At 65.4% G+C, this 24,643-nt stretch carries 33 protein-coding genes; 8 read left to right on the plus strand and 25 right to left on the minus strand.

The window, feature by feature from the left end:
* Positions 1–187: 187 nt before the first annotated feature.
* Genes AIOL_RS01760 through AIOL_RS01770 form a run of 3 tightly spaced genes read left to right on the plus strand, consistent with a single transcriptional unit; the run spans position 188 to position 2,511 of the window.
* Positions 188–694: a sigma-70 family RNA polymerase sigma factor gene (locus AIOL_RS01760; protein ID WP_235438884.1), complete on the plus strand. Its 507-nt coding sequence runs from the start codon at positions 188–190 to the stop codon at positions 692–694.
* A gap of 8 nt (positions 695–702) precedes the next feature.
* Positions 703–1,344, plus strand: coding sequence for a ChrR family anti-sigma-E factor (locus AIOL_RS01765; protein ID WP_049641301.1), 642 nt, complete (start codon positions 703–705; stop codon positions 1,342–1,344).
* 57 nt (positions 1,345–1,401) lie between these two features.
* A complete protein-coding gene (locus AIOL_RS01770; RefSeq protein ID WP_049641302.1) occupies positions 1,402–2,511 on the plus strand; it encodes a hypothetical protein in 1,110 nt (369 codons plus the stop codon).
* Between the two features lie 16 nt (positions 2,512–2,527).
* Here the strand turns inward: AIOL_RS01770 and AIOL_RS01775 are convergent, their stop codons facing one another.
* Positions 2,528–2,806, minus strand: a complete 279-nt coding sequence (locus AIOL_RS01775; protein WP_049641303.1) for a DUF3572 domain-containing protein — start codon at positions 2,804–2,806, stop codon at positions 2,528–2,530.
* 92 nt (positions 2,807–2,898) lie between these two features.
* Here AIOL_RS01775 and AIOL_RS01780 point away from each other — a divergent pair, with 92 nt between their 5' ends.
* Positions 2,899–4,284, plus strand: a complete 1,386-nt coding sequence (locus AIOL_RS01780) for a diguanylate cyclase (protein WP_049641304.1) — start codon at positions 2,899–2,901, stop codon at positions 4,282–4,284.
* 45 nt (positions 4,285–4,329) lie between these two features.
* Here the strand turns inward: AIOL_RS01780 and AIOL_RS01785 are convergent, their stop codons facing one another.
* From AIOL_RS01785 to AIOL_RS01800, 4 genes are all read right to left on the minus strand, one after another.
* Complete coding sequence (locus AIOL_RS01785; RefSeq protein ID WP_049641305.1) at positions 4,330–4,854, minus strand: periplasmic heavy metal sensor; 525 nt, start codon at positions 4,852–4,854, stop codon at positions 4,330–4,332.
* 3 nt (positions 4,855–4,857) lie between these two features.
* Complete coding sequence (locus AIOL_RS01790; protein ID WP_152912311.1) at positions 4,858–5,229, minus strand: dihydroorotate dehydrogenase; 372 nt, start codon at positions 5,227–5,229, stop codon at positions 4,858–4,860.
* Complete coding sequence (locus AIOL_RS01795; protein WP_049641307.1) at positions 5,222–5,809, minus strand: RNA polymerase sigma factor; 588 nt, start codon at positions 5,807–5,809, stop codon at positions 5,222–5,224. Before AIOL_RS01795 ends, AIOL_RS01790 begins: the two co-directional genes overlap by 8 nt.
* Positions 5,810–5,907: 98 nt before the next feature.
* A complete protein-coding gene (locus AIOL_RS01800; RefSeq protein WP_049641308.1) occupies positions 5,908–6,369 on the minus strand; it encodes an EF-hand domain-containing protein in 462 nt (153 codons plus the stop codon).
* Positions 6,370–6,579: 210 nt separating this feature from the next.
* Here AIOL_RS01800 and AIOL_RS01805 point away from each other — a divergent pair, with 210 nt between their 5' ends.
* The gene (locus AIOL_RS01805; protein WP_049641309.1) at positions 6,580–6,969 is read left to right on the plus strand and encodes a DUF983 domain-containing protein; all 390 of its coding nucleotides are present in this window, start codon (positions 6,580–6,582) and stop codon (positions 6,967–6,969) included.
* Positions 6,944–7,660 (plus strand): NUDIX hydrolase, encoded by a 717-nt coding sequence (locus tag AIOL_RS01810; protein WP_049641310.1) that lies wholly within the window; start codon positions 6,944–6,946, stop codon positions 7,658–7,660. Before AIOL_RS01805 ends, AIOL_RS01810 begins: the two co-directional genes overlap by 26 nt.
* 218 nt (positions 7,661–7,878) lie before the next feature.
* Here AIOL_RS01810 and AIOL_RS01815 read toward each other — a convergent pair whose 3' ends face one another.
* Together AIOL_RS01815 and AIOL_RS01820 are read right to left on the minus strand one after the other, a co-directional pair.
* On the minus strand, positions 7,879–8,781 hold the full coding sequence (locus AIOL_RS01815; RefSeq protein ID WP_049641311.1) for a DMT family transporter: 903 nt from the start codon (positions 8,779–8,781) through the stop codon (positions 7,879–7,881).
* Positions 8,782–8,809: 28 nt separating this feature from the next.
* A complete protein-coding gene (locus AIOL_RS01820) occupies positions 8,810–9,688 on the minus strand; it encodes a fatty acid desaturase (protein ID WP_049641312.1) in 879 nt (292 codons plus the stop codon).
* A gap of 142 nt (positions 9,689–9,830) precedes the next feature.
* Here AIOL_RS01820 and AIOL_RS01825 point away from each other — a divergent pair, with 142 nt between their 5' ends.
* Complete coding sequence (locus AIOL_RS01825; RefSeq protein WP_049641313.1) at positions 9,831–10,691, plus strand: helix-turn-helix domain-containing protein; 861 nt, start codon at positions 9,831–9,833, stop codon at positions 10,689–10,691.
* Here AIOL_RS01825 and AIOL_RS01830 read toward each other — a convergent pair.
* Complete coding sequence (locus AIOL_RS01830) at positions 10,658–11,575, minus strand: LysR family transcriptional regulator (protein ID WP_049641314.1); 918 nt, start codon at positions 11,573–11,575, stop codon at positions 10,658–10,660. The genes AIOL_RS01825 and AIOL_RS01830 overlap by 34 nt on opposite strands.
* Positions 11,576–11,660: 85 nt before the next feature.
* On the opposite strand from AIOL_RS01830, the gene AIOL_RS01835 reads away from it, so the two are divergent.
* Positions 11,661–12,284 (plus strand): class I SAM-dependent methyltransferase, encoded by a 624-nt coding sequence (locus tag AIOL_RS01835; protein WP_200898716.1) that lies wholly within the window; start codon positions 11,661–11,663, stop codon positions 12,282–12,284.
* 586 nt (positions 12,285–12,870) lie between these two features.
* Here AIOL_RS01835 and rpmD read toward each other — a convergent pair.
* The 17 genes from rpmD to AIOL_RS01920 all read right to left on the minus strand — a co-directional run bounded on the left by rpmD (position 12,871) and on the right by AIOL_RS01920 (position 24,599).
* Complete coding sequence (rpmD, locus tag AIOL_RS01840; RefSeq protein WP_049641316.1) at positions 12,871–13,059, minus strand: 50S ribosomal protein L30; 189 nt, start codon at positions 13,057–13,059, stop codon at positions 12,871–12,873.
* Between the two features lie 3 nt (positions 13,060–13,062).
* On the minus strand, positions 13,063–13,647 hold the full coding sequence (gene rpsE, locus AIOL_RS01845) for a 30S ribosomal protein S5 (RefSeq protein WP_049641317.1): 585 nt from the start codon (positions 13,645–13,647) through the stop codon (positions 13,063–13,065).
* A 134-nt stretch (positions 13,648–13,781) separates the two neighbouring features.
* Positions 13,782–14,141, minus strand: coding sequence for a 50S ribosomal protein L18 (rplR, locus tag AIOL_RS01850; RefSeq protein WP_049641318.1), 360 nt, complete (start codon positions 14,139–14,141; stop codon positions 13,782–13,784).
* 11 nt (positions 14,142–14,152) lie between these two features.
* Positions 14,153–14,686: a 50S ribosomal protein L6 gene (rplF, locus tag AIOL_RS01855; RefSeq protein WP_049641319.1), complete on the minus strand. Its 534-nt coding sequence runs from the start codon at positions 14,684–14,686 to the stop codon at positions 14,153–14,155.
* Positions 14,687–14,697: 11 nt separating this feature from the next.
* Positions 14,698–15,090: a 30S ribosomal protein S8 gene (rpsH, locus tag AIOL_RS01860; RefSeq protein WP_049641320.1), complete on the minus strand. Its 393-nt coding sequence runs from the start codon at positions 15,088–15,090 to the stop codon at positions 14,698–14,700.
* 12 nt (positions 15,091–15,102) lie between these two features.
* A complete protein-coding gene (gene rpsN, locus AIOL_RS01865; RefSeq protein WP_049641321.1) occupies positions 15,103–15,408 on the minus strand; it encodes a 30S ribosomal protein S14 in 306 nt (101 codons plus the stop codon).
* 18 nt (positions 15,409–15,426) lie between these two features.
* Complete coding sequence (gene rplE / locus AIOL_RS01870; protein WP_049641322.1) at positions 15,427–15,987, minus strand: 50S ribosomal protein L5; 561 nt, start codon at positions 15,985–15,987, stop codon at positions 15,427–15,429.
* Positions 15,980–16,291, minus strand: a complete 312-nt coding sequence (gene rplX, locus AIOL_RS01875) for a 50S ribosomal protein L24 (protein ID WP_049641323.1) — start codon at positions 16,289–16,291, stop codon at positions 15,980–15,982. The genes rplE and rplX overlap by 8 nt, the downstream gene beginning before the upstream one ends.
* Positions 16,292–16,293: 2 nt before the next feature.
* Positions 16,294–16,662, minus strand: a complete 369-nt coding sequence (gene rplN / locus AIOL_RS01880) for a 50S ribosomal protein L14 (RefSeq protein WP_049641324.1) — start codon at positions 16,660–16,662, stop codon at positions 16,294–16,296.
* Positions 16,663–16,743: 81 nt separating this feature from the next.
* Complete coding sequence (gene rpsQ / locus AIOL_RS01885) at positions 16,744–16,974, minus strand: 30S ribosomal protein S17 (RefSeq protein ID WP_049641325.1); 231 nt, start codon at positions 16,972–16,974, stop codon at positions 16,744–16,746.
* 6 nt (positions 16,975–16,980) lie between these two features.
* The gene (rpmC, locus tag AIOL_RS01890) at positions 16,981–17,187 is read right to left on the minus strand and encodes a 50S ribosomal protein L29 (protein WP_049641326.1); all 207 of its coding nucleotides are present in this window, start codon (positions 17,185–17,187) and stop codon (positions 16,981–16,983) included.
* 264 nt (positions 17,188–17,451) lie between these two features.
* On the minus strand, positions 17,452–18,177 hold the full coding sequence (locus AIOL_RS01895) for a gamma-glutamylcyclotransferase (protein WP_049641327.1): 726 nt from the start codon (positions 18,175–18,177) through the stop codon (positions 17,452–17,454).
* 229 nt (positions 18,178–18,406) lie between these two features.
* Positions 18,407–19,570 (minus strand): MFS transporter, encoded by a 1,164-nt coding sequence (locus tag AIOL_RS01900; protein ID WP_049641328.1) that lies wholly within the window; start codon positions 19,568–19,570, stop codon positions 18,407–18,409.
* A 37-nt stretch (positions 19,571–19,607) separates the two neighbouring features.
* On the minus strand, positions 19,608–21,668 hold the full coding sequence (locus tag AIOL_RS01905; protein ID WP_049641329.1) for an oxidoreductase: 2,061 nt from the start codon (positions 21,666–21,668) through the stop codon (positions 19,608–19,610).
* Entirely contained in the window at positions 21,665–22,510 is an 846-nt protein-coding gene (locus AIOL_RS01910; RefSeq protein ID WP_049641330.1) for an ABC transporter permease subunit, read from the minus strand. Before AIOL_RS01910 ends, AIOL_RS01905 begins: the two co-directional genes overlap by 4 nt.
* The gene (locus AIOL_RS01915; RefSeq protein ID WP_049641331.1) at positions 22,510–23,460 is read right to left on the minus strand and encodes an ABC transporter permease subunit; all 951 of its coding nucleotides are present in this window, start codon (positions 23,458–23,460) and stop codon (positions 22,510–22,512) included. The genes AIOL_RS01910 and AIOL_RS01915 overlap by 1 nt, the downstream gene beginning before the upstream one ends.
* Complete coding sequence (locus AIOL_RS01920; protein WP_049641332.1) at positions 23,457–24,599, minus strand: ABC transporter ATP-binding protein; 1,143 nt, start codon at positions 24,597–24,599, stop codon at positions 23,457–23,459. Before AIOL_RS01920 ends, AIOL_RS01915 begins: the two co-directional genes overlap by 4 nt.
* Positions 24,600–24,643 lie beyond the last annotated feature (44 nt).

Consider the following 24,643-nt stretch of genomic DNA (forward strand, 5'->3'; position numbering starts at 1 on the left):
GATCCGGAGTGATCCAGTTCACACTCTGGGCCGTATTGAGTTCATGTTTCAGGACTCCGACACTCTAGTGGAAGAAAAACCGCGCGGTTGCACGCGCGCTGTCGGGATGCTGAAAGCCGTGCGAGGGGGCAAGGCGAAGTTGCGGGTGAGTAAGGACGGAACACCAGAGGCGCATTGGGTGGCCTGCATGCAGGCCATTCACTCAGCGTCTGACCGCAAGGCCTTTGCCGAGCTGTTTCGGCATTTTGCGCCACGGGTAAAGGCCTTCTTGGTGAAATCCGGCGCCGACATGTCGATGGCCGAGGAGTGCACCCAAGAGGTCATGGCCATCGTCTGGCGCAAGGCCGCGCTCTTTGACCCCAGCCGGGCCAGCGTGGCCACCTGGGTCTTCACCATCGCCCGGAACCGAAAGATCGACGCGTTACGCAAGCAGCGCCGCCCAGAACCAGAAGAGTTGACCTGGGGGCCCGAAGCAGAGCCCGAACAGGCCGACATAATATCATTCCAACAGGAAAGCGCGCGGCTGGCCAAGGCGGTGGCCGCGCTCCCCGAGAAGCAACGTGTCTTGGTGGAACAGGCCTACTTTGGCGACCTCAGCCATTCCGAGATCGCTGACAGCACAGGGCTGCCGCTCGGCACGATCAAATCCAGGCTAAGGCTGGCGCTCGACCGTTTGCGCCATGCGATGACATGAGTACCCAGATGACGATCAAACACCATCTCACAGAGCCGATACTGATGGCTTACTCCGCCGGGACCCTGCCCGAGGCGTTCAGCCTCGTGGTGGCGACCCACCTGTCGATGTGCGAAGAATGCCGCGCCCGGGCCGCCAGCTATGACGCCGTGGGCGGCGCGATGCTGGACGGCGCGACGCTGGACATGGACGAGGGCGCGCTCGAGGCGACGCTGGCGCTGTTGGAGGCGCCGGTGGAGCGGCCGATCAAGGCGGACGTGCCCGCCGATGCCGTGTTCCCGGGACCGCTGCGGGACTATGTCGGCGGCGATCTGGACGCGGTGCAGTGGAAGGCAGTGGGCGGCGGCGTGCGCCAGGCGATCCTGCCCACATCCAAGGACGCCTCGGTGCGGCTTCTGCACATCCCGGCGGGCATGGCGGTGCCGGATCATGGCCACCGCGGCACAGAGCTGACGCTCGTGCTGCAGGGCGCGTTCCGCGACGAGGAGGACCGGTTCGGCCCCGGCGATGTCGAGGTCGCCAACGAGGACCTCACCCACACGCCCGTGGCCGAGGAAGGCATGGACTGCATCTGCCTTGCGGCCACCGACGCGCCCCTGCGGTTCAGCGGGCTTATCCCGCGGCTGGCGCAGCCGTTCCTGCGGATATAAATCGCTTAACAGTTTTGGCTAAAGCTGCTTAGCTCTCCCCAGCGGGAGGGCTATTTCATGGGCAAGGACACCAAGAGCTTTATGGCGATGAAGGGCGCGGGGTATTACTCGCGCGCCACAATCGGCGCCAAGCATGTGATGGACAACGCCGCCGAGCTGGTGCTGGACGCCGTGGCGCGCATGGACCCTGCCGATGACGCCACCATGCCTTTCCGCATCACCGATATGGGCGCCGCGGATGGCGGCACCTCGCTGGACCTCTGGCGGCGCGTCCTGGGGGACATCCGCGCCCGCGCGCCGGGCCGCCCCATCGAGATCATCTATACCGACCTGCCGCGCAACGACTTCGCGCAGACCTTCCAGAACGTGCATGGGCTGACGGGGCTTAAGACCTATGCGGATGAGGTCCCGGGCGTGCATGTGCTGGCCTCGGGCACCTCCTTTCACCAGCAGATCCTGCCCGCGGGCACGCTGGATCTGGGGTTCTCGTCCACCGCCTCGCATTACATCACCCATGTGCCCGGGCCAATTGCGGAGCATGTGCATATGGTCGGCGCGGCCCCGGGCGAGCGGGCGCTCTACGCCGCCAAGGGCGCGCAGGACTGGGAGGCAATGCTGCTGCATCGCGTCGCCGAGATGCGCCCCGGCGCGCGGCTCTGCCTGTTCAACTTCGGCATCGACGCCCAGGGGCGCTATCTGGGCAACACCGGCGGCGTGAACATGTTCGACACCTTCGCGCGGCTCTGGGGGGATCTGCGCGACCGGGGCGTGATCACGGGCCAGGAGTTCCGCGACACGAACTTCCCGCAGGTCTACCGCACCGAGGCCGAGTTCACCGCCCCGCTGCTGGACAAGAACGGCCCGGTGCATCGCGCCGGGCTGCGGCTAGAGCATGTGGAGGCGCGCGTGGTACGCTGCCCGTTCGAGCAGGACTTCACCGAGCGCCACGGCGACGCCGCCGCCTTTGCCGAGGCCTATATCCCAACGCTGCGGTCCTGGTCGGAACCCACCTTTGCGGCTGGGCTGGACAGCGCGCGCCCAGAAGAGGAGCGCGCGGACATCTTGAACGCCTTCTATGCGGGTTATCAGAGCCTCGTCGCGGCGGAACCCGAGGGCCACGCGATGGACTATGTGCATATCTACCTGGTGGCGCGCAAGGCGGGGTGAGCCGCACCCGACCGGGCTACGTCCAATGCATATCGGCGCCGCCGGGCAGGGCATGGCGCGCGTGCATAGGAATTTCGTAAGAAATATTCTCAGAATCACAGAATCCGATAACCCATTTGTCATCCATCAGGATGAAATCGAGGACCGAAACCAGGAAGGCGGGGTCGCTGGCCTGGGCCCGCAGGTCATCGGCCGAAGAGCCGGTCGCGCCAAGAAAAACAGGCATCAAGTCGTCGTCCTGGGCAAGCCAGGCCAGGGCGCTGACGGCGATTTTCTCGGCATATTCTGGTGTCACGGGCGGATTCCTTTAGTTCGCAACTAATTCTTAACTAATCCCAGCGATAGATGAACGCGAAAGGTACAATTCTCCACAAATCTGAGGGTTTCATGGTAGGCCGCATTCTAATCGCAGATGAGGACTCATCGCACCGAATCTGGCTGAATTCCAGCCTGGCGGGCGCGGGCTATTGCGTTGAGGCCGTCTCGGATGCGCAGGCCTTGACCGACCGGGCGCGGGCGACCGCGCCCGACGTGATCTTGCTGCCCGAACGGTTGGCGAAACGGTCGGGCAATGTGTTATGCGCAAAGCTGCGCGCCCTGCCAGAGACCCGTAACGCTGCGCTGGCACTGATTGCCGATAATGCCACCCGCGCGGGTCGCTTGTCCGCGATAGAGTCCGGTTTTGACGCGATCCTGCGGCACGCGCCCGCGCCCCGGCTGCTGCGGGCCTGGGTGCGCAACCTGCTGCGGCGACAGGCTGCGGAGGCCGAGCTGCAGAACGCGTTGGCCCCCGCCGCGCCGCTGGGATTTGCCGAGGCGTCGGATCAGTCCATGGCGCCTCCGGGCCAGATCTGCATCATCGCCAATTCGCTGTCCGAGGGGCTCTTGTGGCGCAACAATCTGACCGCGCGCATGCGCGACCGGATCTCGGTTCTGGACCCGCAGCGGGCGCTGCAGGAACTTGGCAACGGCCAAAGCGCCGACGCCATTGTGATTTCCCATAGCGCGGAGGATCCCGACCGATCGGCCCAGCTGGTATCCGAGTTGCGGTCGCGCTCTGAAACCCTGCGCGCGGCGATCGTCCTGGTGCAGGAGGAGCCTGATCAGGAGAGCACGATCTCCGCGCTCGATTTTGGGGTGAACGACGTGCTGGAGGATGGCTTTGAGGCCATCGAGCTCAGCCAGGTCCTGCGCCGCGAGATGGCGCGCAAAGCCCGCGATGACGACCGCCGCGCCTCGTTGGAAAGCGGCTTGCGGATGGCCACGTTTGATTCGCTGACAGGGCTGCACAATCGGCGAAGCGCGCTGACGTTGCTGGATCGCATCACCGAGGCCGCGGAGCGCACGAAAGAGCAGTTTGCGGTCATGGTTCTGGATTTGGACCGCTTCAAGAGCATCAATGACAGGTTCGGGCACCGCGCCGGGGATGCGGTGCTCAGCGAGGTCTCGCAGCGGATGCAAAACTGCCTGCGGCAAGGCGACGTTATGGCCCGCATCGGCGGTGAGGAATTCCTGGCCGTCGTTCAGTCCTGTGACGCGGCGACGGCGCGGGTCGCGGCGGAACGTCTGCGCCGGGTCGTGGCCGACAGCTCGGTCAAGCTTGGCGAGGACGGCCCCGAGATCAGCGTTACGATCAGCATTGGCATGGTGCTTGGCGGAAGCGGCGGGTCCGAGGGCTCCGCAGCCGAGCTGATTGATCTGGCGGATCGCGGGCTATACGCCGCAAAATCCGAGGGCCGCAACCAGGTCACCATCTATCAAAGCGCGGCGTAGAGGCGCCGGCAGGCGCGGGCCCAAAGCGGATCACCGCTGACCGCTTTAGCGCCGATTTTGGCCGTGGCGGCGCACCATCTCGTTCAGGCGCTCGGCATATTGCGCGCGTTCCGCGTCGCTCATCTCAGTTATGCGCTGCAGCAACAGCCGCTGCCCCAGTTCTTGCCGCTCGGTGATGCGCCCGCGATGCTCTTTGACCAATACCGCAAGCGCGTCTGCGTCGAACGGTTCCGCCCGTAGGGCGGCCAGGAAAGCCTCAAACTGGCGCCGCAGCTCCTCGCGGTTCTTGCGGAACGAACCCGCCTCCGCGCGGATCGCTGCGGTCAGGGCCTTCTTATCGGCCCACGGCAGTGCATGCCCGAAAGGACCAAGGCCCATATCCCGCCAGATCGGGTTGCGGTCCCTATCGCGCGGCCCGCTCAGCACAAACCCCGCCACGAGCCCGGCGATCAGCAGGTTGATCGCAAGCGAGGCAAACAGCGTGATCTTAAGCCAGGGCCAGCGCCGCTTGGGCACAGCTTCAGGGTTTGGGGCAGGGTTCGGGGTCGCGTTTGGGGTTGGCTCCGTCATCGCCTAGCCCTCCTCAAAGAGGCCGCCATAGGACGGCATGAAATCATCCAGCTCAAAGGCGTTGGCGGCGCCCAGATAGTCGCTGGTCAGGGTCTCGATGGCCTCGGGCGTGGCCAGGCCAATGGCCAAGCCCGCCACGCTGGCCGTGACCAGCCCCGCGGCCCCGGGCCAGCCGCCGATCGCGCCAAGGATCCGCTGCATCAGCCCCTCTGGGGCGGCGGTGGCACGGGGCGCGGCGGTCTGCGCAGCGGCGACATGGGCCGCATCCGCCAGCACCCGCGCCATGAGGGCCGGTGCGGGCGCGGGCGCGGTGCGACGCTTGGCGGCGAATAGATCGTCCAGCTCCAAATCGCTCAGGGGAGGTTTCTCAGCCATCTTCATACCCTAGTTCTGCGCGCTGATCCGCAAGGGCCGCGGCCAGCGCTCGTTTGCCGCGGGCGGTGAGACTTTCCACCGCCTCCACGCCGATGTCCATGATCTCGGCAATCTCGGGGTTGGACAGCCCCTCGATATGGCGCAGCGAGACCGCCTGGCGCTGCCGCTCGGGCAGCCCCGCCAGGGCCGCGTCCAGCGCCCGCGCGCGCGCGGCGTCTTGCAGGCCCGCCTCGGCGCCGGGGCGGTCGTCCTCGGGCTCGGGGATCGCATCAATCCCCACCCCGCGCGCCTTTCGCAGCCGGTCCGTGCAGAGGTTCGCCACCACGCGGTAGAGCCAGGTCGTGACCTGGGCCTCGCCCTGGCGCCACTCCGGCGCGACCTTCCACAGCCGCAGCATCGCCTCTTGCGCCACGTCCTCGGCCTCGGCCCGGTCCCCGCCCAGCATCCGCGCCGCCTGGGCCAGGGCCCGCGGCGTCAGGCGCATCGTCAGGGCGCGCGCCGCGTCCATGTCGCCATTGCCGAAAGCGACCAACAAAAGCTCGTCAGAGACCGAAGAGAATGCGTCCAGTGCCAAATCCATCGTCCTTTGGGCGTATCCTGGTTCTTGGTGGCAGACAATCGTGGGCGCGGGTTTGGAGGCCGGGCCCCGAGGGGCCCGACCGACTGGTTACGCTTGCACTAGTTATTCTCGGTCTTGTTGCGCTTGCCGTGGCGCATGCCACGCGCCTGCTCGGCCTCGGCCTGGGTGATCACGCCATCGCCATCGGCGTCGAGCCGCTCAAAGAGGCGCCCCTGGCGGTCGCCATGCCCGGCCTGCATCTCTTCCAGGCTCAGCTGGCCGTCGCCGTTGGTGTCGTGGCGCTCGATCCGCTTGGCGATCCGTTCGGCGCGGGTCTTGTCCTGGGCGGCGGCCATCTCGTCGGCGCTCAAAAGCCCATCGCCGTTGCTGTCGGCGGTGGCAAAACGCGCCGCGGCGGCGCCCTCGGCCTCTGCCTTGGTGATGGAGCCATCGCCATCGGTATCGAGCATCTCAAACAGGCGCTCGACGCCGCCGCGCGGCCCGCCCTTGGCGGTGGCGATGACGGCGGTCGAGGCAACGGCGATCAGAACGGTGCCGGCGATCAGGATGAGTTTGCGCATTTTTGGGTTCCTTCCAGGTTCATATTGGGGGCGACGCGGGCGGCTCTTTCCGCCGCATCTTGCCTATGAAACGGGCGCCCGCGGGCTTTCCGTCGCCGCGGGGCCCAAAAAAGTCGCGGCAAGATCGCGACAAGCCGCCGCAAGGACATTGCGCCCCATCGCATCAGCCCCGGATGCGGCTATGTTTCGGGGCAAAGTTATAGGTGAGAAATGACTCAGGACACCGCGCAGATTAACCGAGAGATGAAGCCCGCGATGCTGCGAGGCTGGCGGCGGCGCTGCCCGAACTGCGGATCGGGCCCCCTGCTGCGCGGCTACCTGAAGCTGCGCGAGAGCTGCCCGGTCTGCGGCGAGGCACTGCACCACGCCCGCGCCGATGACGGCCCCGCCTACCTGACCATCCTTGTCGTCGGGCATATCATGGCGCCGCTGATCCACGTGGCCTTCACCACCTACCGGCCCGACCCGCTGGTGCTGGCCACGATCTTCTCGGTTGGCTGCGTGGCGCTTTCGCTGTACCTCTTGCCGCGATTGAAGGGGCTGATCGTGGCGATCCAATGGGCCAAGCGCATGCATGGCTTTGGCGAGCGGAACACGTAGCGGCCCAAGGGAGAGGCCCGCTCGCGTGGACAAATCAGCGATCCGAAACGCCGCGACCGTGATCGTGGTGCGCGACCCGGGCGACGCGCCGAAGGTGCTTATGGGGCAACGCGGCGCGAAGGCCGCCTTTATGCCCAACAAGTTCGTCTTCCCGGGCGGCGCGCTGGACCCCGGCGATCACGACGTGCCCCTGGATGCGCTGCCAGAGCCCTGCACCGCGCGAATGGCACATGACAGCACGCCGGGGCTTGCCTCGGGCCTCTTGGCCGCCGCCATTCGGGAGCTTTGGGAGGAGACCGGGCTTGCGCTGGGGCGCCCCTGGCCCTGGCCCGGCGCCGTGCCCCATGACTGGGCGGGCTTTGCGGATTTGGGCCTCGTGCCCGACGCCACCAACCTGCGCTTTGTGTTCCGCGCCATCACGCCGCCCGGTCGCCCGCGCCGGTTCGACGCGCGGTTCTTTCTGGTCGACGCGTCCCAGCTTTGGGGCGACCCGGATGACTTCAGCCGCGCCTCTGACGAGCTCAGCCACCTGCAATGGATCCCGCTGCCCGAGATGCGCAACTTTACGCTGCCGTTCATCACCGAGGTCGTTCTGGCCGAGGTCGCCGCGGCGCTACCTGGGCTGGGCGCGCCCGATAGCGTGCCGTTCTTTGACAATCGGCACGAGGAAAGCGTTTTCCGGCGGCTGTGAACGCGTGGGTTTTGCGGGGTGAACGCGGGGCGCTATATGTTGTGGGTTCACGTATTATTAACCCGAATCGCCGGAGAATGGGTGGAGGACGGGGGAAATCCCCACCGGGTAAAAAGGCGCGTGCTCCCCGTGCCACCGGCAATGATGCTATCTGGGGCGGCCTTAAGAAACCGTGAACGCGACAGGGTTGGCGCGCAAATTCCTGCGCGCGGCGCCGTCTACCCCAACAGCACCAGCACCAGGATCCCCGCCGTCAGAACGGCGATCCCGGTATATTCCCGCGACGTGATCTTCTCGCGAAAGAACAGCGCCGAGGCCGCGATCGAAAAGATCAGCTCCACCTGCCCAAGCGCGTTCACATAGGCCACGTTCTGCAACGTGAAGGCGGTGAACCAGCAGAAGCTGCCGATCATCGACATCACGCCGACCACTGCCGCCACGCGCCAGGCGCGCAGCACCGCCATGATCTGCCCGCGCTCGCGCCAGGCCAGCCAGATCGCCATCGCCAGGGTCTGCGAGGCGGTCACGATGGCCAGGGTCACGCCCGCGCGCAGGGCCGTGTCGCCGCCCTCCAACGACAGCGACGCCCCGCGATAGCCCACCGCCGAGATCGCAAAGAACACCCCCGACGCGATGCCCAGCCCCGCCGAGCGGTTGAAGATGCGCGCGCTCCAAGCGCCCTCGCCCCCCGGCGGGTCCGACAGGACCAGCACGCCGACCAGCCCGATCGCGATGGCCACGCCGCCCCACAGGCCGACCCCCTCGCCCAGGATCAAAAAGCTCGCGATGGCGGTCATCACCACCTCGGTCTTCTTAAACGTGATCCCCACGGCGAAGTTGCGATGCGCGAATATCGCCACCACGCACATCGTGGCCAGGATCTGCGCCAGCCCGCCCGACATCGCATAGGCCCAAAAGCGCCCGTTCACGCCGGGCAGCGGCTGCCCGGAGGCGTTTGCGTAGATCAGGATCAGCACCGCCACCAAGGGCGCCGAGTACACAAAGCGCGCGAATGTCGCGCCGCCGGTCGACAGCCCGGCTGTCTTCAGCTGCTTTTGCGCCATGAACCGCACGGTCTGCGCCAGGGCGGCCATGATGGTGATTGGAATCCAGGCTTCCATGGCCTTGGCCTATGTCAGGCGCAGTCGCCTAGCGCAAGCGGGGGTGCGGAACCGGGTCCTTGCGGCGGAAAAGGTGGCGGCGGAAGACCTCGGTGTAGGAGGCGTAGACATAGCCGCCATTCTGGGCGTGGAACCGTTCCTTGCGGGCGCGGTAGAGCTTGGGCAGGCGGTACCAGGGCACGGCGGGATGGGCGTGGTGGACCACGTGCAGGTTGTTGTTGAGAAACAACAATCCGAACAGCCCGCGCGCCTCGACGATGGCGGTGCGGCCGCTGGCGCGCTCATGCGCCTGGTGCTCTAGGAAGGTGCGCACCTTGATCAGCGACAGGCCGATATAGGCCGCCAGGATATAGCCCCAAAGCGGCATGGACCCGACCCAGATCAGCCAGGCGAAGACCGGCACCAGCGCCGGGATGTGCCACAGCCAGCCGCCGATGATACGCCGGTCGCCGAACCCCGCGCGGCGCAGGTCCCCCAACATGAACGCAATCTGCGAGATCAGCGCCCCGATCAGCATCCGCCCCGCTAGAGTGTTGTTGAACAATAGGACCCGCTGCACCCAAATCGGCAGCCCGGCCCAGACCTCTGGATCGAGGTAGTTCGATTCCGGGTCGTCATAGGGGTCCGTCAAATCGGCGTTCACATGGTGGTCCAGATGCGAGTCGCGGAACCGCACGAAGGGGACCGCCAGGGTCAGCGCCGGAAACACCAAGGCCTCGTTCAGCCAGCGCGCGCGAAACGGATGGCCGTGGATGACCTCGTGTTGCAGCGAAGAGAAAAGCGCCACGGCCAGCCCGGTGATCGGGATCGCCAGCCATAGCGCCGCCGCTGCAAGCCAGGTCGTGCCCATGCACCAGGCGCCATAGCATAGGGCGATCAGGGCCAGGGTTGGCCATTCGATGCGCATAGCTCGGGCTTTGCCAGGGGTGGTCCCAGCGGTCATAATGTCTCCACTCACATGATTGTGACAATTTAATAACGGCGCGCTAAGGCTTGGTGAATTCCGTAAATAGTTAACCTAATACGGCAATCTGTGATATAACGCAGCAATGGTGACAAAAACTGACAAAAGGGAGCGGGCGGACCTGTTCCGCGCTCGCCTGAGCGAGGCGATGCAGAACCGCGACGCAACGCAAAGCGGTCTGGCGCGCGCGATCGGCGTGGACCGCTCGACGATTTCTCAGCTGCTGTCCGGCGATACGGCGCGGCTTCCCAACGCGCAGGTCGTGGGCGAATGCGCCACGCAGCTGGGCGTCTCCGCCGATTGGCTGCTGGGGCTCAGCGAAAGGCCCGAAAGCGCCGCCGACCTGATGGCGATCAACCTGTCTATGACCGCCGCGCCGCGCGCGCTGGTGGATGAACAGGTCTTTGCCTGGCACCAAGAGGCCAAGGGCTACAAGATCCGCCATGTGCCCGCCGCCCTGCCCGACATGATGAAGATCCGCGAGGTGCTGGAATGGGAATACCTCCCGCATCTGGGCCGCACCACCAAGCAGGCGATTGGCGCCTCCGAGGACCGGCTGGAATTCATGCGGCGCGGCAATTCGGACTTCGAGATCGCCTTCCCGCAGCACGAGCTGGCCGCCTTCGCCTTGGCGCAGGGGTATTATGTGGGCCTCGACGCGCAGCTGCGCCGGGCGCAGCTTGAGCACCTGATCACCCTCTACGACCAGCTTTACCCGCGGCTGCGCATCCACCTCTACGACGCGCGCATGTTGTTCTCGTCACCGATCACCATTTTTGGGCCGATGATCGCCGTGCTCTATGCGGGGCAGCACTATGTGGCCTTCCGCGACACCGAGCGGGTGCAGACCTTCACGCGCCATTTCGATGGGCTGATCCGGAAGGCGGCGGTGTCAGAGCGCGAGATCATCCCTTATATGCGCACGTTGCTCGACGCGGTGGAGTGACCCTGGAAGGCCTCGGCCAGGGCGTCGAACACCACCCGGATGCGGCGGCTGGTATGCAGCTCGCGATGCGTTGTCAGCCAGACCGGGAATTTGATCGGCGCCAGGAAGGTCATCACGCGCTCGATCCCCGGGGTCGCCATCGCCACGCTCTCTTCCATCGTGGCGATGCCCAGCCCGCGGCGCACCATCTGCCAGGACACGATGCCGTTCTCGCAATGCAGCTTAAAGTTCTCGCGCTTTAGGTTCAGCCCGAATGGCTGCATGTATTCGATCATGCGCTCGGGCTCGCCGAAGCTGATGAAATCGTGGCCGTCCAGCTCTTCGGGCGACTGCGGGCGCCCGCGCCGGTCAAGGTATTCCGTGGTGGCGTAGAAATGCGCCGTGGCCTCCTGCACCAGCTTCGCGATCAGCTCGGGCTCTTCGGGGCGCACATGGCGCATGGCGATATCGGCCTCGCGGTGCTGCAGGTCGCTGATCTGGTTGGTGGCCAGCACCTCGATCTCGATCAGCGGCGTGGCGCGGCGCAGCTTGGCGATGATCGGCGGCAGGAAATAGGCGGACAGCACGTCGCTGGCCGAGATGGTCACCTTGCCCTCCACGGCCTGGCTCTGCCCCGAGGCCGCCAGCGAGATCCGCCCCGCCGCCTCGCCCATCGCGCGCACATGGTCCAAAAGCTCCCGGCCCGACGGTGTCAGCGACAGGTTCCGCCCGACCCGCTCGAACAGGACCACGCCCAGGCTTTCCTCTAAGGCCGCGACCTGCCGTCCCAGCGTGGGCTGGGTCAGCCCCAAAGCGCGCGCGCCCGCCGACAAGGAACCCTCTTCCACGGTGGCCAGAAAGCCCCGCACCTGGTTCCAATCGAAATTCACCGCCGCCCAATTCATGCAAATACGTATAGCCGAAATGCGGATTTCCGCAATTTCATTCGCCTGCGCGCATGGGTACTCAGCCGCCAAAGGAGTAATGATTATGCAAGCCGAAGCAAAATTCTGGGACCGCCTAGCGCGCAAATACGCCGCCAGCCCGATTAAGAACATGACCGCATATGAGGCCACCCTGGCGCGGGTCCAGGCGCGGTTGGGCGCGGATGACAACGTGCTCGAGATGGGCTGCGGCACCGGCACCACCGCCCTGCGGCTGGCCGGAGGCGTGGCGCATTACACCGGCACGGATCTCAGCTCTGGCATGATTGATGTCGCGCGCGAGAAACTGGCCGAAAGCTGGCTGCCCAATGTCACCTTCACCGTCGCCCCGGCCGTCGAGACCCGCTTTGAGCGCGCCAGCTATGACGCCGTGCTCAGTTTCAACCTGCTGCACCTGCTCGAGGACGTGCCCGCCGCGCTGAGCCGCGCGCATGACCTTTTGAAGCCCGGCGGGCTCTTGATCACCAAGACCCCCTGCCTGGCGCAGATGGGGCTGCATGTGCGGATGATGGTGCCGGTGATGCGGTTCTTTGGAAAGGCGCCCTATGTCGGCTTCTTCAACGCCGCCGAGCTGAGCCTCATGATCGAAAGGGCGGGGTTCGCGCTGGAGGAGTCCCGCAGCTTTGAAGGCGCGCCGAACGCGCTCTACGTGGTTGCGCGGCGCCTATAGCGACGCGCGCGTGGCGTAGGATTACTTGTCGGACTTGCCGCTGAGGTAGTCCGCCCAATGCGGGCAGGGCTCGGCGCGCAGGAAAGCGGCGATGCGGGCGAAGGCAATCGGGAACAGGCGGGTCATCGGTCCATCCTATGGGTGTATCCAGCGTCTGATCGGCTCATACGCCCGGTTGGCGCACCGATCCACTTACAATCTGGTCAAGGCGCTATGCGCTGCGCGCATGGCGTCGGTTGGTTATCGGCTCCCCCTTAAACCAAGCGCAACTTGGGCTGCGGCCGACCTGGAGGTCGCTTGCGCATCAGATCAACCAACCGAAACACCTCTGGAAATCGCAAGGTTTCAGCTAGATACGCGGTTGCAATTGCGGCCTCCTGGGGGAGGTCGGCCGCAGCCCAGGCAAGCTGGGCGGTTGCTCTATGTGAGGCCCGTTGCGTCTGGTGTCGGCAAGCGTTGCTAGCGTTACGCTCAAGACCAATGCCCGCTCCCGGCCAAACATGACCCTCGGAACCATCCCCCAACAACGAAAAACGCCCCAGTGTCTCCACTGGGGCGTCGTTTTCTTTCCCAAGGGGAGGGGCGTTTAGCCCTTCTCCTCCACGATCTCGACCAGGTGCGGGACCTTGCGGATCATGCCACGAACCGAGGGCGTGTCCTCAAGCTCGCGGGTCTTGTGCATTTTGTTCAGCCCCAGGCCGATCAGCGTCGCGCGCTGCTTCTCGGGGCGGCGGATCGGGCTACCGATCTGCTTGACGACGATGGTCTTTGCCATGGTTTAGGCCTCCTCGGTCTCGGCGGCGGCGGGCGCGGGCGCCGGGGCCTCGTCCCGCTTGGGCAGGATGTCGGCGACCTTCTTGCCGCGGCGCTGCGCGACCATGCGGGGGCTCGACTCTTTGGTCAGGCCGTTGATGGTGGCGCGGATCATGTTGTAGGGGTTCTGGCTGCCGATCGACTTGGCGACGACGTCCTGGACGCCCAGCATCTCGAAGACGGCGCGCATCGGGCCACCGGCAATGATGCCGGTACCGGCGGGGGCGGTGCGCATCACGACCTTACCGGCGCCGTGGCGGCCCTCGATGTCGTGGTGCAGGGTGCGGCCCTCGCGCAGCGGCACGCGGATCATGGCGCGCTTGGCGGCCTCGGTGCCCTTGCGGATCGCCTCGGGGACCTCCTTGGCCTTGCCCTTGCCGAAGCCCACGCGGCCCTTCTGGTCGCCAACGACGACGAGCGCGGCGAAGCCAAAGTTCTTGCCGCCCTTGGTGGTCTTGGACACGCGGTTGATCGCGACCAGGCGGTCGGCGAATTCTGGGGTCTCGTCGCGGTCGCGACGGTTGCCCCGGCGGTTGTCTCGTTCAGCCATTGGCTTCCCTTTGTTGCAGGGCCGCGGATGCGGGCCCGGATTGTCCAACCTCGGTGGCCTTGCGGCCCCAGGTCATCGGGGCGTGATTGCCCTCAGGGTGAAGGTCGCGGCCCGCAGGGCCGCCACCCTCTTGTTTAGATCTTCAGCCCGCCCTCGCGCGCGGCTTCGGCCAGGGCCTTCACCTTGCCGTGGAACAGGAAGCCGCCGCGGTCGAAATAGGCCTCTTCCACGCCGGCTTTCTTGGCGCGCTCGGCAATCGCCGCGCCGACCTTGGTGGCCGCCTCGACGTTGTTCTGCCCAACGCAGCCCAGGTCCTTCTCGAGCGACGAGGCGGAGGCCAAGGTGACCCCGTTCACGTCGTCGATCAGCTGGACGCTGATGTTCTTGTTCGAGCGATGCACGCTGAGGCGCGCACGCCCCGCGTTCACCTTGCGAAGCTTGTTCCGGACGCGCAGGCGGCGCTTGAGGAACAGTGTCCGTTTGCTGTTTGCCATCTGTCTGGTCCTTACTTCTTCTTGCCTTCCTTACGGAAGATGTACTCGTCTTTGTACTTGATGCCCTTGCCCTTATAGGGCTCCGGCTTGCGCCATTCGCGGATGTTGGCCGCGACCTGGCCGACGAGCTGCTGGTCGGCGCCCTCCACGACGATCTCGGTCTGCTTGGGGCAGGTCACGGTCACGCCTTGGGGCACGTCAAAGTTCACTTCGTGGCTGTAGCCCAGGTTCAGCTTCAGGGTGTTGCCCTGCATCTGCGCCCGGTAGCCCACGCCGTTGATCTCAAGCTCTTTCTTGAAGCCCGCGGACACGCCGGTCACCAGGTTGGCGATCTGCGTGCGGCTCATGCCCCATTGCTGCTTGGCACGCTTGGAGCTGCCGCGCGGGGTGACGCTGACCTTGCCGTCGTCGACGGTCAGGGTCACGTCGTCGGTGGCGGTGAAGCTGCGGGTGCCCTTGGGCCCCTTCACCTCGACCGTCTGGCCGCTGACCTTGGCTTCAACACCAGAGGGCAGATCAACCGGTCGCTTTCCAATTCGAGACATATCAGCCCTCCTTAGAATACGGTGCAGAGCACTTCGCCGCCAACATTCTGGCTGCGCGCGCTTGCGTCCGACATCACGCCCTTGGGCGTGGACACGATCGACACGCCCAGGCCCTGACGGACCGAGGGGATGTCCTTGACGCCCATATACACGCGGCGGCCCGGCTTGCTGACCCGCTTAAGCTCGCGGATAACAGGGGTGCCCTCGTAGTATTTTAGGCTGATCTCGATGGCGGGATGGCCGTCCACACCCTGGGTCTCTTCGTAACCGCGGATGTAGCCTTCGTCGGCCAGAACATCGAGCACCCACTTGCGCAGCTTGGAGGCCGGCGTGAGTGTGGTTGACTTGCCTCGCATCTGCGCATTGCGGATCCGGGTCAGCATATCTCCGAGAGGATCGTTCATCTCATACCCTCCTTACCAGCTCGACTTTACGAGGCCGGGGATCTGTCCGATCGACCCCAGCTCGCGCAGTGCGATCCGGCTGATTTTCAGCTTGCGATAATAGGCGTGCGGGCGGCCCGTCAGCTGGCAGCGGTTGTGCAGCCGAGTGGCGGACGAGTTCCGCGGCAGTTTCGCCAGCTTCATCGACAGGCGCACGCGGTCGCCCAGGGGCAGCTCGCGGTCCTGCAGTTGCTCTTTCATCGCGGCGCGCTTGGCGGCGTATTTGTCCACCAGCTTCTGGCGCTTCTTCTCGCGCTCGATCATTGCTTTTTTAGCCATGTCTTTGTTCCTCCGCGCTTAGGCTCTGAAGGGCATGTTGAAATGCTTCAACAGCGCCTTGGCTTCCGCGTCGGTGTTCGCGGTGGTGGCAATTACGATGTCCAGGCCCCAGATCTCGTCGACCTTGTCATAGTCGATCTCGGGGAAGACGATGTGTTCCTTCAGGCCCATGGCGAAGTTGCCGCGGCCGTCAAAGGACGGCTTCACGCCGCGGAAGTCCCGCACGCGCGGCAGCGCGACGGTGACCAGGCGGTCAAGGAAGTCGTACATGCGGTCGGCGCGCAGCGTCACCTTGGTGCCTAGCGCCATGCCCTCGCGGACGCGGAAGGTCGCGATGGACTTCTTGGCGATGTTGACCATGGCCTTCTGGCCGGCGATGGCGGTCAGGTCAGCCTGGGCCGACTTGGCCTTCTTGCTGTCCTTCACCGCCTCGGCGCCGCAGCCGATGTTGAGAACGATCTTCTCAACGCGCGGGATCTGCATGTCGTTCTTGTAGCCGAATTCCTCTTTCATCGCGGCACGGATGGTGTCCGCGTAGAGGGTCTTCATGCGCGGGGTGTAGGTTGCGGCATCAAGCATCGATCACGTCCCCCGTGGTCTTGGCAAAGCGGACCTTCTTGTCGCCTTCCATGCGGAAGCCAACGCGGGTGGCTTTGCCGTTGGCGTCTACATAGGCCAGGTTCGACAGGTCGATGGGCATCGCCTTGGGCTGGCGCCCGCCCTGGCTGGTCTGGGTCTGGCGGGTGTGGCGGATGGCCACGTTCAGCCCGTCGACCACGGCCTTGCCGGCCTGCGGGTCCACCGACGAGATCTCGCCCGTCTTGCCCTTGTCCTTACCGGTCAGCACGACAACGGTGTCGCCCTTCTTCAGTTTCGCGGCCATGATTACAGCACCTCCGGAGCGAGCGAGATGATCTTCATGAAGTTCTTGCCGCGCAGCTCGCGCACGACGGGCCCGAAGATACGGGTGCCGACGGGCTCGTTGGCGTTGTTGAGGATCACCGCGGCGTTGCGGTCAAAGCGGATGGCGGTGCCGTCCTCGCGACGGACCTCCTTGGCGGTGCGCACGACAACGGCCTTGCGGACGTCGCCCTTCTTGACGCGGCCGCGCGGGATGGCTTCCTTGACCGACACCACGATGATGTCGCCCACAGAGGCGTATTTCCGCTTGGACCCGCCGAGCACCTTGATGCACTGAACCCGGCGCGCGCCAGAGTTGTCAGCGACATCCAGATTAGTCTGCATCTGGATCATTTGGTTTCTCCCGACTTCCCGGACCGCCTAAGGTTTGGACATAGGCCCGGGGGTTTCGCTTAAACTGAGAAAGGTGACCGCCTATTCGGCAATCACCTCCCAGCGTTTGGTCTTCGAGATGGGCGCGCATTCCTGAATGCGTACGGTGTCGCCTACCTTGAATGAATCGTTCGCGTCATGGGCGCGATACTTCTTGGACTTCTTGATCGTCTTCTGCAGCAATGGGTGCTTGTAGCGGCGCACCACCTGCACGGTGACGGTCTGGGCGTTCTGGTCCGAGGTTACGGTGCCGGAGAGGATTCGCTTGGGCATCTGGTCTTACTCCTCGGCAGCCGCGGACGCGGCCTTTTCGTTCAGGATGGTGAGCACGCGCGCGGTGTCACGCTTGACCACCCGCATCCGCGCGGTGTTCTCCAGCTGGCCCGAGGCCTGCTGAAAGCGCAGATTGAAGCTCTCTTTTTTCAGGTTTGCCAACTCGTCACGGAGCTGGTCGGGAGTCTTCTCCCGCAGTTCGCTGGCGTTCATGCCATTTCCTTTTTCAACAGTCACCGGCGGGCCGCACTGGGGCGTGACCCCGATTCCGGTGGAGATCGTGGTAAGATGCGCCGTATAGGGCCCCTACCCTAACCACGCAAGCCCTAAATTTCTTCGCCGCATCTTTCGCCACCGACCTCAGACCGCGCGTAGCAGTAGCGCCAAAATACGCGACCTTCGGTTGACAGGCGCAGGGCGATGAACGCGGGCTCAACATGGTCGGCCTTCTCTGCAAGCTACGGAAGTCTCGCTGGGCTACTTAGTGAGCTCGATGCAATGCTCCACCTCATCCAGCAGCCCCCGCGTCTCGGCATCCTCGATCCCCAGCTGGTCGAGTTTCTCCACCAGCTTGCGCAGGTAGTCCGCGGCAGTGCCCAGGATGCCCTGCCCTGTGGCGATCATCCGCACCTGGTCGTCTCGGCTGATATCCGGGCGCACGTCCGGGGCGTCGTGGTCGGCCACAAACGCCAGCGCCTCGACCGCGCCCTGCGGCGTCTCGGCGGGCATGAACACCGCGTGATAACCCGCGCAGATCATCTCGCGGTGCCACAAGAGGTAGGTCTCCGCCTCCAGCACCTCCGCCGAGATGCGAAAGGCCAGCCCCTCGCAGCCCGCCCCCGCGTCCAGCGCCGCCATCAGCCCTGGTTGGTCCTCGGTGCCGCGCCCGCCATAGGTCTCCAGCAGGATGAACTTGCGTGCGTAGCCCTCGATGCGCGCCCGGCGGATCTCGGCGAAGTGCAGCGCCGGGTCCCACATCAGCGAGCCATAGGCAAAGACCCAGAGGTCGCGCCCCATCCGGCCCGCCAGGGTCTGGGCGCGCAGCGCCTCGCGCTCCGCATCGGAGTACCACCAGCCGCCGGGCAGGTTATGCGTGCGCCCCAGCTCCTCTAGGAACGGGATCGACATCTTGCGCATGAACGACCCCGCCGGGTCGTCGATCTTGCCGCGCAGCTCGGGGTGGTGGCGGAATGGGTCGGCCATGACAGGGTCCTTTGCGGCGGTCTGCGCGCAGCCTAGCCTCCGCGCGGCCTGTTAACCATGGGGGAGGCCCGACAAGGTGCCATACGCAAGGCCGACGCTTTGCCGACGTTTTGCCGACACGCGGTTTTCCATGGAAATAAGGCGTTAAGAGGTGATTCTCCGGGCGCGGCACCGGATGCGCCGCGCGGCGCGTTAAGGTTTTGAACACCCGCCCCGCGCGCTCGGCGCGCTAGGGCGCGCTCCGGGACCTTTGGCGCCAGAACGCGAAGACCGCGATGAACAGGAACAGCGCCGCCAGCGTGAGAGAGAAACCGGACGTGCCCGCAAGCTCCATCGCCACCCCCGTCGCCGGCGCCCCCACGACGCCGCCAATGCCGAAGGCCAGGGCGAAGGCCGCGTTGCCCGCCACCAGCTCTCCGCCCTCGAAGCGATCCCCCAGCTCTGACATCGCCATCGTGTAGAGCCCGCCCGCCACGGCGCCCCAAACGAACAGCACCGACAGGAACAAGGCCGGGCTATGGACCACCGCAGGCAGCGCCAGGGCCCCCGCCACGCCGAGGCAGGCGCACAAGATCATCATCCCGCGCCGGGACGTGCGGTCCGACGCCCAGCCAAGCGGTATCTGAAGGAAGGTGTTGCCCAGGATGCAGACCGACAACGCGATGGCGATAAAGCCAACGCCCAGGCCGCTCTCCAGCCCGTAGACCGGGAACAGCGCCAGGATCGCCGCATCCCAGAACGCAAACGCCGCCACCGCCGCCAAGAGCACCGGCGCGCGCCGCAAGAACGCCCAGCTTGATGTCGGGCTGTCCTCGGCAAAGCTCGGCATGTCGCGGCGGATCGCCAGCACCAGCGGGATCGCCGCCCCGCAGAGCCCCGCCCCAATGGCAAAGGGCCAATAGCTCTCGACCCCCGCGAAGGACAGGATCAGCGGGCCCAGCCCGAACCCCGCCGACAGAGCGGTCGCGTAAAGCCCAATGACGCGCCCCCGAGACCGCGGGCTGGCCAGCTGATTGATCCAGGTCTCCGAGACGATGAAGACCCCGACATCGACCACGCCTAGGCAGAACCGCAGCGCCATGATCGCCACGAAGGATTGCGTCAGGCCGAGCAGCGCGATCACCAGGCCCGAGACCGCCAGGCACACCACCGCCACCGGCCAGGCGCCCACCCGCCGCACCAGCCGGGGATAGAAGGGCGAGGCCAGCAGCACGCCGATGGGCGTCATCGCCGCGTTCAATCCGATCGCGGTTTTGTCGTGCCCCGCCGCCTCTAGCACGAAGGACAGCAGCGGATAGGTCAGCCCTATGGTCAGCGAGAATATAGTGGCGCAGGCGATGGCCCCGATGATCCCCGCGCGGGCTGCGGCGGCGGGTGACGACGGCTGGCTCATGCGGTGCTCGGAGCCTTAGCGCCAAGCGCGGCGCGGGTCACGAATACACCCTGTCATGCCTCAGCGGAGCGTCGCGGTCGACATCCGCCTCTAACGCGCGGGCATACCGATGACCGGCAAAGACCGCGGCGGCAATGATCGCGGGCGCGTCGCAATCCCCGATCTTGGCGACGCTCTTTAGGGGGCCGTCGCTGGTATGGAGCGGGTACTCTAGGATCTGGCGGTAGAGGGCGTCCTTGGGCTGCCTGGCCGTGACCAGCACCAGGTCGTCGGCCGCAACCTCGGTCTCGCGCCCCGTATAGGTGCACCCCGAGACCACCCGCGCCCCGTCAAAGGACCGCAGCGACCGCGCCACCGAAAGCTGCACGCCAAGCTCCAGCAGCCGCGCCTGGGCCCGCCATCGGTCATAGGTATAGGCGCCCCAGGTCGAGACCAAGTCCTCTGGCGTCATCAGCGTGACCGCGCAGCCCTTCAGGCGCAGAAGCTCTGCAACCACGGTGCCCATGTAATAGTGATCATCGTCATAGACGACCACGCGCCCCTCCGGCAGTCGGCCCGCCATGATGTCATCGGGGGTAAATATCGGCGCGGCGGGGCCGAGCCCCGCGATACCTGCCAAGGCATTCGCCCCGTATCCGTCGCGCCGCCAGGTGGCGCCGGTGGCGATGGCCACGTGGTCGGGGGCGATCTCGAACACCTGCTCGGCGGTCAGCGCGCTCTCGCGGAAGACCTCCACGTTGGGAAGCTTGTCGATCTGCTGCAGGCGGTAGTCGCGCACCCGCGCCCATTGGGTCAGCCCGGGCAGCCGCGCCTCTTGGGTGACGCGCCCGCCCAGCACGCGCGTCGCCTCGGCCAGCATCACGTTATAGCCGCGCTTGCCCAGCGCATGCGCGGCCTCCAGCCCGGTTGGGCCCGCCCCCACGATCAAGACCGTGTCGTCAGAGCGTTTCGCGTTCATCCGCTCGGGATGCCAGCCGCGCCGCCACTCCTCGCTCATCGTCGGGTTCTGCGTGCAGCGGATCGGCACGCCCTTGCCGTCGCCGGTGTAGCAGATGTTGCAGCCGATGCATTCGCGGATGTCCTCCAGCCGCCCCTCGCGGATCTTATTGGGCAGGAACGGGTCGGCAATCGAGGGCCGCGCCGCGCCAATAAGATCCAGCACGCCCCGCCTCACCTGGCTGGCCATAGTGTCGGGCGATGTGAAGCGCCCCACCGAGACCACGGGCTTGCTGGTCAGGGATTTGATCCCGGCGACATAGGGCTCTAGCGCGGCCTCCGGCGTGAACCGCGACAGCCCCATCTCGTAGGAGTAATCCTCGATATTGATGTCCCAAAGGTCGGGCAGCTCTGCCAAAAGGCCGAACATGTCCTCGGTCTCGCCAGGGATGGGCGCGCCGTCGGCCCCGCCGCCGCCATTGGTCTCGGCCGAGAAGCGCACGGCGACCGCCATCGTGTCGCCCACCGCGTCCTTGGTGTCCTCGATGATCTCGCGCAGCAGGCGCACCCGGTTCTCCAGCGCCCCGCCATAGGCATCGCCGCGGTGGTTGGTGGTCTTGGACAGGAACTGCGACAGCAGGTAGCCATGCGTGGCGTAGACATAGACCAGATCGAAGCCCGCGGTCTTGGCGCGCAGCGCCGCGTCGCGGTGCCAGCGGCGCGCGTCGCGGATGTCAGACAGGTCCATCGCCCGGCTCTGGAACGGGTTGCCCGCGAGGTTGGGCAGGTTGCCCGCGCTCAGCGGCACCTCGCGAGTGTCCAGGTTCGCCATCCGCGCGCCGCCCAGCATCAGCTCGACCCCGGCCAGGGCACCATGCGCGTGCACCTTCTCGGTCATCTCGGCATGGGCCTTGATATCGCGATCGTCCCAGAGCGTGGCGCTGACGTAAGGCAGGTCATCCGACGACGGGTGGACCGAGCAGTACTCGGTGTTCACAACGCCCCAACCGCCCTCGGCCTTCACCTCGCGCATATGCGCCTGGATGCGCGGGCGCAGCGCGCCGCTGCCGGTGCAGTGCGGGACCTGGTAAAAGCGGTTCTTGGCGGTAACGGGTCCGATTTGGACGGGTTCGAACAGGATGTCGAACGGGCTGGCGCTCATCCGCCGCCCCGCTCTGCGAGCTGCTCGTCGCGCAGGTCGCGCTTGTGCTGGCGGTACATGATCAGCGCGGCTATGGCGACGCAGACCGCGACCACAAGGATGATGATCGTGGCCAGCGCGTTGATGTCGGGCCGCAGCCCCAGCCGGATGCGCGAGAAGATCAGGATCGGCAGGGTGTTCGCGCCGGGGCCGGTGACGAAGCTGGCGATCACCAGGTCGTCCAGCGACAGCGTGAAGGCCAAGAGCCAGCCCGAGACCAGCGCCGGCGTCAGCCGCGGGATGGTGATCGCCGTCAGCACCTTGAAGGGCTTGGCGCCCAGATCGGAGGCGGCCTCTTCCAGGTCCTGGCCCATACCCGTCAGCCGCGCCTGCACGGTGATGGCGACATAGGCCAGCGAGAAGGTGATATGCGCGATGGTGATCGTGGTGAAACCACGCTCGGCGGGCCAGCCCACCAGCTGCTGCAGGGTGATGAACAGCACCAGCAGCGAGATGCCGGTGATCACCTCGGGCATCACCAGCGGCGCGACCAGCATGCCGCCGAACAGCGTGCGCCCCCTGAACCGCCCGAACCGCACCATCGCCAGCGCCGCCAGCGTGCCGATGATCACCGCGCAGGTCGCGTTCACAAAGGCGATCTGGAGCGACAGGCGCACCGCCGCCCAGACCTCTGGGCTTTCAAAGAACAGGACCTCGTACCAGCGCGTCGACCAGCCGCCCCAGACCGGCACGATGCGGGAGTAGTTGAACGAATAGATCACCAGCAGGATCATCGGGATGTAGAAGAACGCCATCCCCAGCGTGATCATCACCGTAAGAAATCTGGACCGTGTGCCCTGCATTATGGCGCCTCCGCCGCTTTGCCCTGGAAGTACTGGAACAGGATGATCGGCAGCACCAATAGGAACAGCAGCACGACCGCCACGGCGCAGGCCACCGGCCAATCGGTGTTTAGTGAGAACTCGTTGAACAGCACCCGCCCGATCATCTGCACATTCCCGCCGCCCAGAAGGTCTGGGATCACGTATTCCCCCGTCGCCGGGATGAAGACCAGCAACGAGCCCGCCACGATCCCCGGGATCGTCAGCGGCAGCGTGACGCGAAAGAACGTGTTCATGGGCTTCGAGCCCAGGTCCGCCGCGGCCTCGTTCAGGCTCATATCCAGGCGCTCCATGTTGGCGTAAAGCGGCAGGATCATGAACGGCAAATAGGTGTAGACGATGCCGATATAGACCGCGAACTCGGTGTAGAGCATGCGGATCGGCTCGTCGATCAGCCCGATATAGATCAAAAGGTTATTGATCGTGCCCTGGTCCGACAAAAGCCCCATCCAGGCATAGACCCGCAGCAGGAACGACGTCCAGAACGGCAGGATCACCAGGAACAACAGCACCGGCTTTGCCACCGGGCCAGAGCGCACGATCCCATAGGCAATCGGGTAGCCGAACAGCAGGCAGATCAAGGTCGAGGTGACCGAGATCTTCAGCGAGTTCAGGTAGGTGTTCACATAAAGGCTGTCCTCCATGATGAAGATGAAGTTGTCGAACACCAGCCGGATGGTCATCACCCCGTCGCCGGTCCATTCGATCATCTCGGTGAAGGGCGGGCTGGAGATGCGCAGCTCGGCCAGGCTGATCTTGGCGACGATGAAGAACGGCGCCAGGAAGAACAGCAGCAGCCAGAAGAACGGGACCGCGATGACGATCTTGCGCCAATTGGTCTGGAACCAGTGCGAGAGGCGGTCCAGCGGCGACCGTTGCGGTCGCGATCCTGATGGCGCGATATCCGTCATGTGTTCAACAGCATCGGGCTGGAGGGCTCCCAGGACAGGTACACCTCGTCTTCCCAGGTGATCGCGTGGGTGCGGCTCATCGGGCGGATGCGGTTCGGCGCGGTGGCGTCAATGATCGTGCCGCTGTCCAGCCGGATCTTGTAGATCGAGACCTCGCCCAGATAGCCGATATCGTCCACGACGCCCTTGCATTGGTTCGGGCCGGGCGTTTCGGGCGCGGATTTGCTGACGGTGATCTTCTCGGGCCGCAGCCCGACCCAGATCTGGCTGCCGGTGCTGACCTGCTGGCCGTGGTCGATATAGATCTCGCCCAGCTCGGTATCGACGCGCACGTGATCCGCGCTGTCCTCGGTCACCCGGCCCTGGAGGATGTTCGCCGAGCCGATGAAGTCTGCCACAAAGCGCGACTGCGGGAACTCGTAGATCTCGGTGGGCGTGCCGATCTGCTGAAAGCGCCCGGCGTCCATCACCGCCATGCGCGTTGACAGGGTCATCGCCTCTTCCTGGTCATGCGTGACGACGATAAAGGTCACGCCGACCTGCTCTTGGATATTGGCCAGCTCGAACTGGGTCTGCTTGCGCAGCTTCTTGTCCAGCGCCGCCAAGGGTTCGTCCAGCAGCAGCAGGCGCGGCTCTTTCACCAGCGCCCGCGCGAGCGCCACCCGCTGGCGCTGCCCGCCGGAGAGCTGCTGCGGTTTGCGCTTCTTGAAGTCCTGCAGCTCCACCAGCTTTAGGATCTCATGCACCCGGTCGGCGATCTCGCCCTTGGGCATCCGGTCCTGCTGCAGGCCAAAGGCGATGTTGCGCTCGACGCTCATATGCGGGAACAGCGCGTAGCTTTGGAACATCATGTTCGTCGGGCGCTCATAGGCCGGAACCGTGGACATGTCCTGGCCGCCGATGCTGATGCTGCCGGAGTTGGGGAACTCGAAACCCGCCAGCATGCGCAGCAGGGTGGTCTTGCCACAGCCGGACCCGCCGAGAAGGCAGAAAAGTTCGCCCTGGTAGATGTCCAGGTCGACATTATCGACCGCAGTGACGTCGCCGAATTTCTTTGAAACGCCCCTGATCTGGACCAAGGGCGTGTTGTTCGCCTGGTCCAGCCAGGGCTCTTCGGTCACGGAAGGTTCTCCGGCCAAGTCGCACCCCTACCTAGTCTGTCATGGGAAGGTCAGCAGCGGCG

This window comes from Candidatus Rhodobacter oscarellae, from assembly GCF_001078595.1.
Lineage (GTDB): Bacteria > Pseudomonadota > Alphaproteobacteria > Rhodobacterales > Rhodobacteraceae > Rhodobacter_B > Rhodobacter_B oscarellae.

Excerpts from the sequence above, each read along its gene's own strand:
- AIOL_RS01760 (WP_235438884.1), top strand. The coding sequence starts at position 188 with ATGCAGGCCATTCACTCAGCGTCTGACCGCAAGGCCTTTGCCGAGCTG.
- AIOL_RS01765 (WP_049641301.1), top strand. The coding sequence starts at position 703 with ATGACGATCAAACACCATCTCACAGAGCCGATACTGATGGCTTACTCC.
- AIOL_RS01770 (WP_049641302.1), top strand. The coding sequence starts at position 1,402 with ATGGGCAAGGACACCAAGAGCTTTATGGCGATGAAGGGCGCGGGGTAT.
- AIOL_RS01780 (WP_049641304.1), top strand. The coding sequence starts at position 2,899 with ATGGTAGGCCGCATTCTAATCGCAGATGAGGACTCATCGCACCGAATC.
- AIOL_RS01785 (WP_049641305.1), bottom strand. The coding sequence starts at position 4,854 with ATGACGGAGCCAACCCCAAACGCGACCCCGAACCCTGCCCCAAACCCT.
- AIOL_RS01790 (WP_152912311.1), bottom strand. The coding sequence starts at position 5,229 with ATGGCTGAGAAACCTCCCCTGAGCGATTTGGAGCTGGACGATCTATTC.
- AIOL_RS01795 (WP_049641307.1), bottom strand. The coding sequence starts at position 5,809 with ATGGATTTGGCACTGGACGCATTCTCTTCGGTCTCTGACGAGCTTTTG.
- AIOL_RS01800 (WP_049641308.1), bottom strand. The coding sequence starts at position 6,369 with ATGCGCAAACTCATCCTGATCGCCGGCACCGTTCTGATCGCCGTTGCC.
- AIOL_RS01805 (WP_049641309.1), top strand. The coding sequence starts at position 6,580 with ATGACTCAGGACACCGCGCAGATTAACCGAGAGATGAAGCCCGCGATG.
- AIOL_RS01810 (WP_049641310.1), top strand. The coding sequence starts at position 6,944 with ATGGCTTTGGCGAGCGGAACACGTAGCGGCCCAAGGGAGAGGCCCGCT.
- AIOL_RS01815 (WP_049641311.1), bottom strand. The coding sequence starts at position 8,781 with ATGGAAGCCTGGATTCCAATCACCATCATGGCCGCCCTGGCGCAGACC.
- AIOL_RS01820 (WP_049641312.1), bottom strand. The coding sequence starts at position 9,688 with ATGCGCATCGAATGGCCAACCCTGGCCCTGATCGCCCTATGCTATGGC.
- AIOL_RS01825 (WP_049641313.1), top strand. The coding sequence starts at position 9,831 with ATGGTGACAAAAACTGACAAAAGGGAGCGGGCGGACCTGTTCCGCGCT.
- AIOL_RS01830 (WP_049641314.1), bottom strand. The coding sequence starts at position 11,575 with ATGAATTGGGCGGCGGTGAATTTCGATTGGAACCAGGTGCGGGGCTTT.
- AIOL_RS01835 (WP_200898716.1), top strand. The coding sequence starts at position 11,661 with ATGCAAGCCGAAGCAAAATTCTGGGACCGCCTAGCGCGCAAATACGCC.
- rpmD (WP_049641316.1), bottom strand. The coding sequence starts at position 13,059 with ATGGCAAAGACCATCGTCGTCAAGCAGATCGGTAGCCCGATCCGCCGC.
- rpsE (WP_049641317.1), bottom strand. The coding sequence starts at position 13,647 with ATGGCTGAACGAGACAACCGCCGGGGCAACCGTCGCGACCGCGACGAG.
- rplR (WP_049641318.1), bottom strand. The coding sequence starts at position 14,141 with ATGGCAAACAGCAAACGGACACTGTTCCTCAAGCGCCGCCTGCGCGTC.
- rplF (WP_049641319.1), bottom strand. The coding sequence starts at position 14,686 with ATGTCTCGAATTGGAAAGCGACCGGTTGATCTGCCCTCTGGTGTTGAA.
- rpsH (WP_049641320.1), bottom strand. The coding sequence starts at position 15,090 with ATGAACGATCCTCTCGGAGATATGCTGACCCGGATCCGCAATGCGCAG.
- rpsN (WP_049641321.1), bottom strand. The coding sequence starts at position 15,408 with ATGGCTAAAAAAGCAATGATCGAGCGCGAGAAGAAGCGCCAGAAGCTG.
- rplE (WP_049641322.1), bottom strand. The coding sequence starts at position 15,987 with ATGCTTGATGCCGCAACCTACACCCCGCGCATGAAGACCCTCTACGCG.
- rplX (WP_049641323.1), bottom strand. The coding sequence starts at position 16,291 with ATGGCCGCGAAACTGAAGAAGGGCGACACCGTTGTCGTGCTGACCGGT.
- rplN (WP_049641324.1), bottom strand. The coding sequence starts at position 16,662 with ATGATCCAGATGCAGACTAATCTGGATGTCGCTGACAACTCTGGCGCG.
- rpsQ (WP_049641325.1), bottom strand. The coding sequence starts at position 16,974 with ATGCCCAAGCGAATCCTCTCCGGCACCGTAACCTCGGACCAGAACGCC.
- rpmC (WP_049641326.1), bottom strand. The coding sequence starts at position 17,187 with ATGAACGCCAGCGAACTGCGGGAGAAGACTCCCGACCAGCTCCGTGAC.
- AIOL_RS01895 (WP_049641327.1), bottom strand. The coding sequence starts at position 18,177 with ATGGCCGACCCATTCCGCCACCACCCCGAGCTGCGCGGCAAGATCGAC.
- AIOL_RS01900 (WP_049641328.1), bottom strand. The coding sequence starts at position 19,570 with ATGAGCCAGCCGTCGTCACCCGCCGCCGCAGCCCGCGCGGGGATCATC.
- AIOL_RS01905 (WP_049641329.1), bottom strand. The coding sequence starts at position 21,668 with ATGAGCGCCAGCCCGTTCGACATCCTGTTCGAACCCGTCCAAATCGGA.
- AIOL_RS01910 (WP_049641330.1), bottom strand. The coding sequence starts at position 22,510 with ATGCAGGGCACACGGTCCAGATTTCTTACGGTGATGATCACGCTGGGG.
- AIOL_RS01915 (WP_049641331.1), bottom strand. The coding sequence starts at position 23,460 with ATGACGGATATCGCGCCATCAGGATCGCGACCGCAACGGTCGCCGCTG.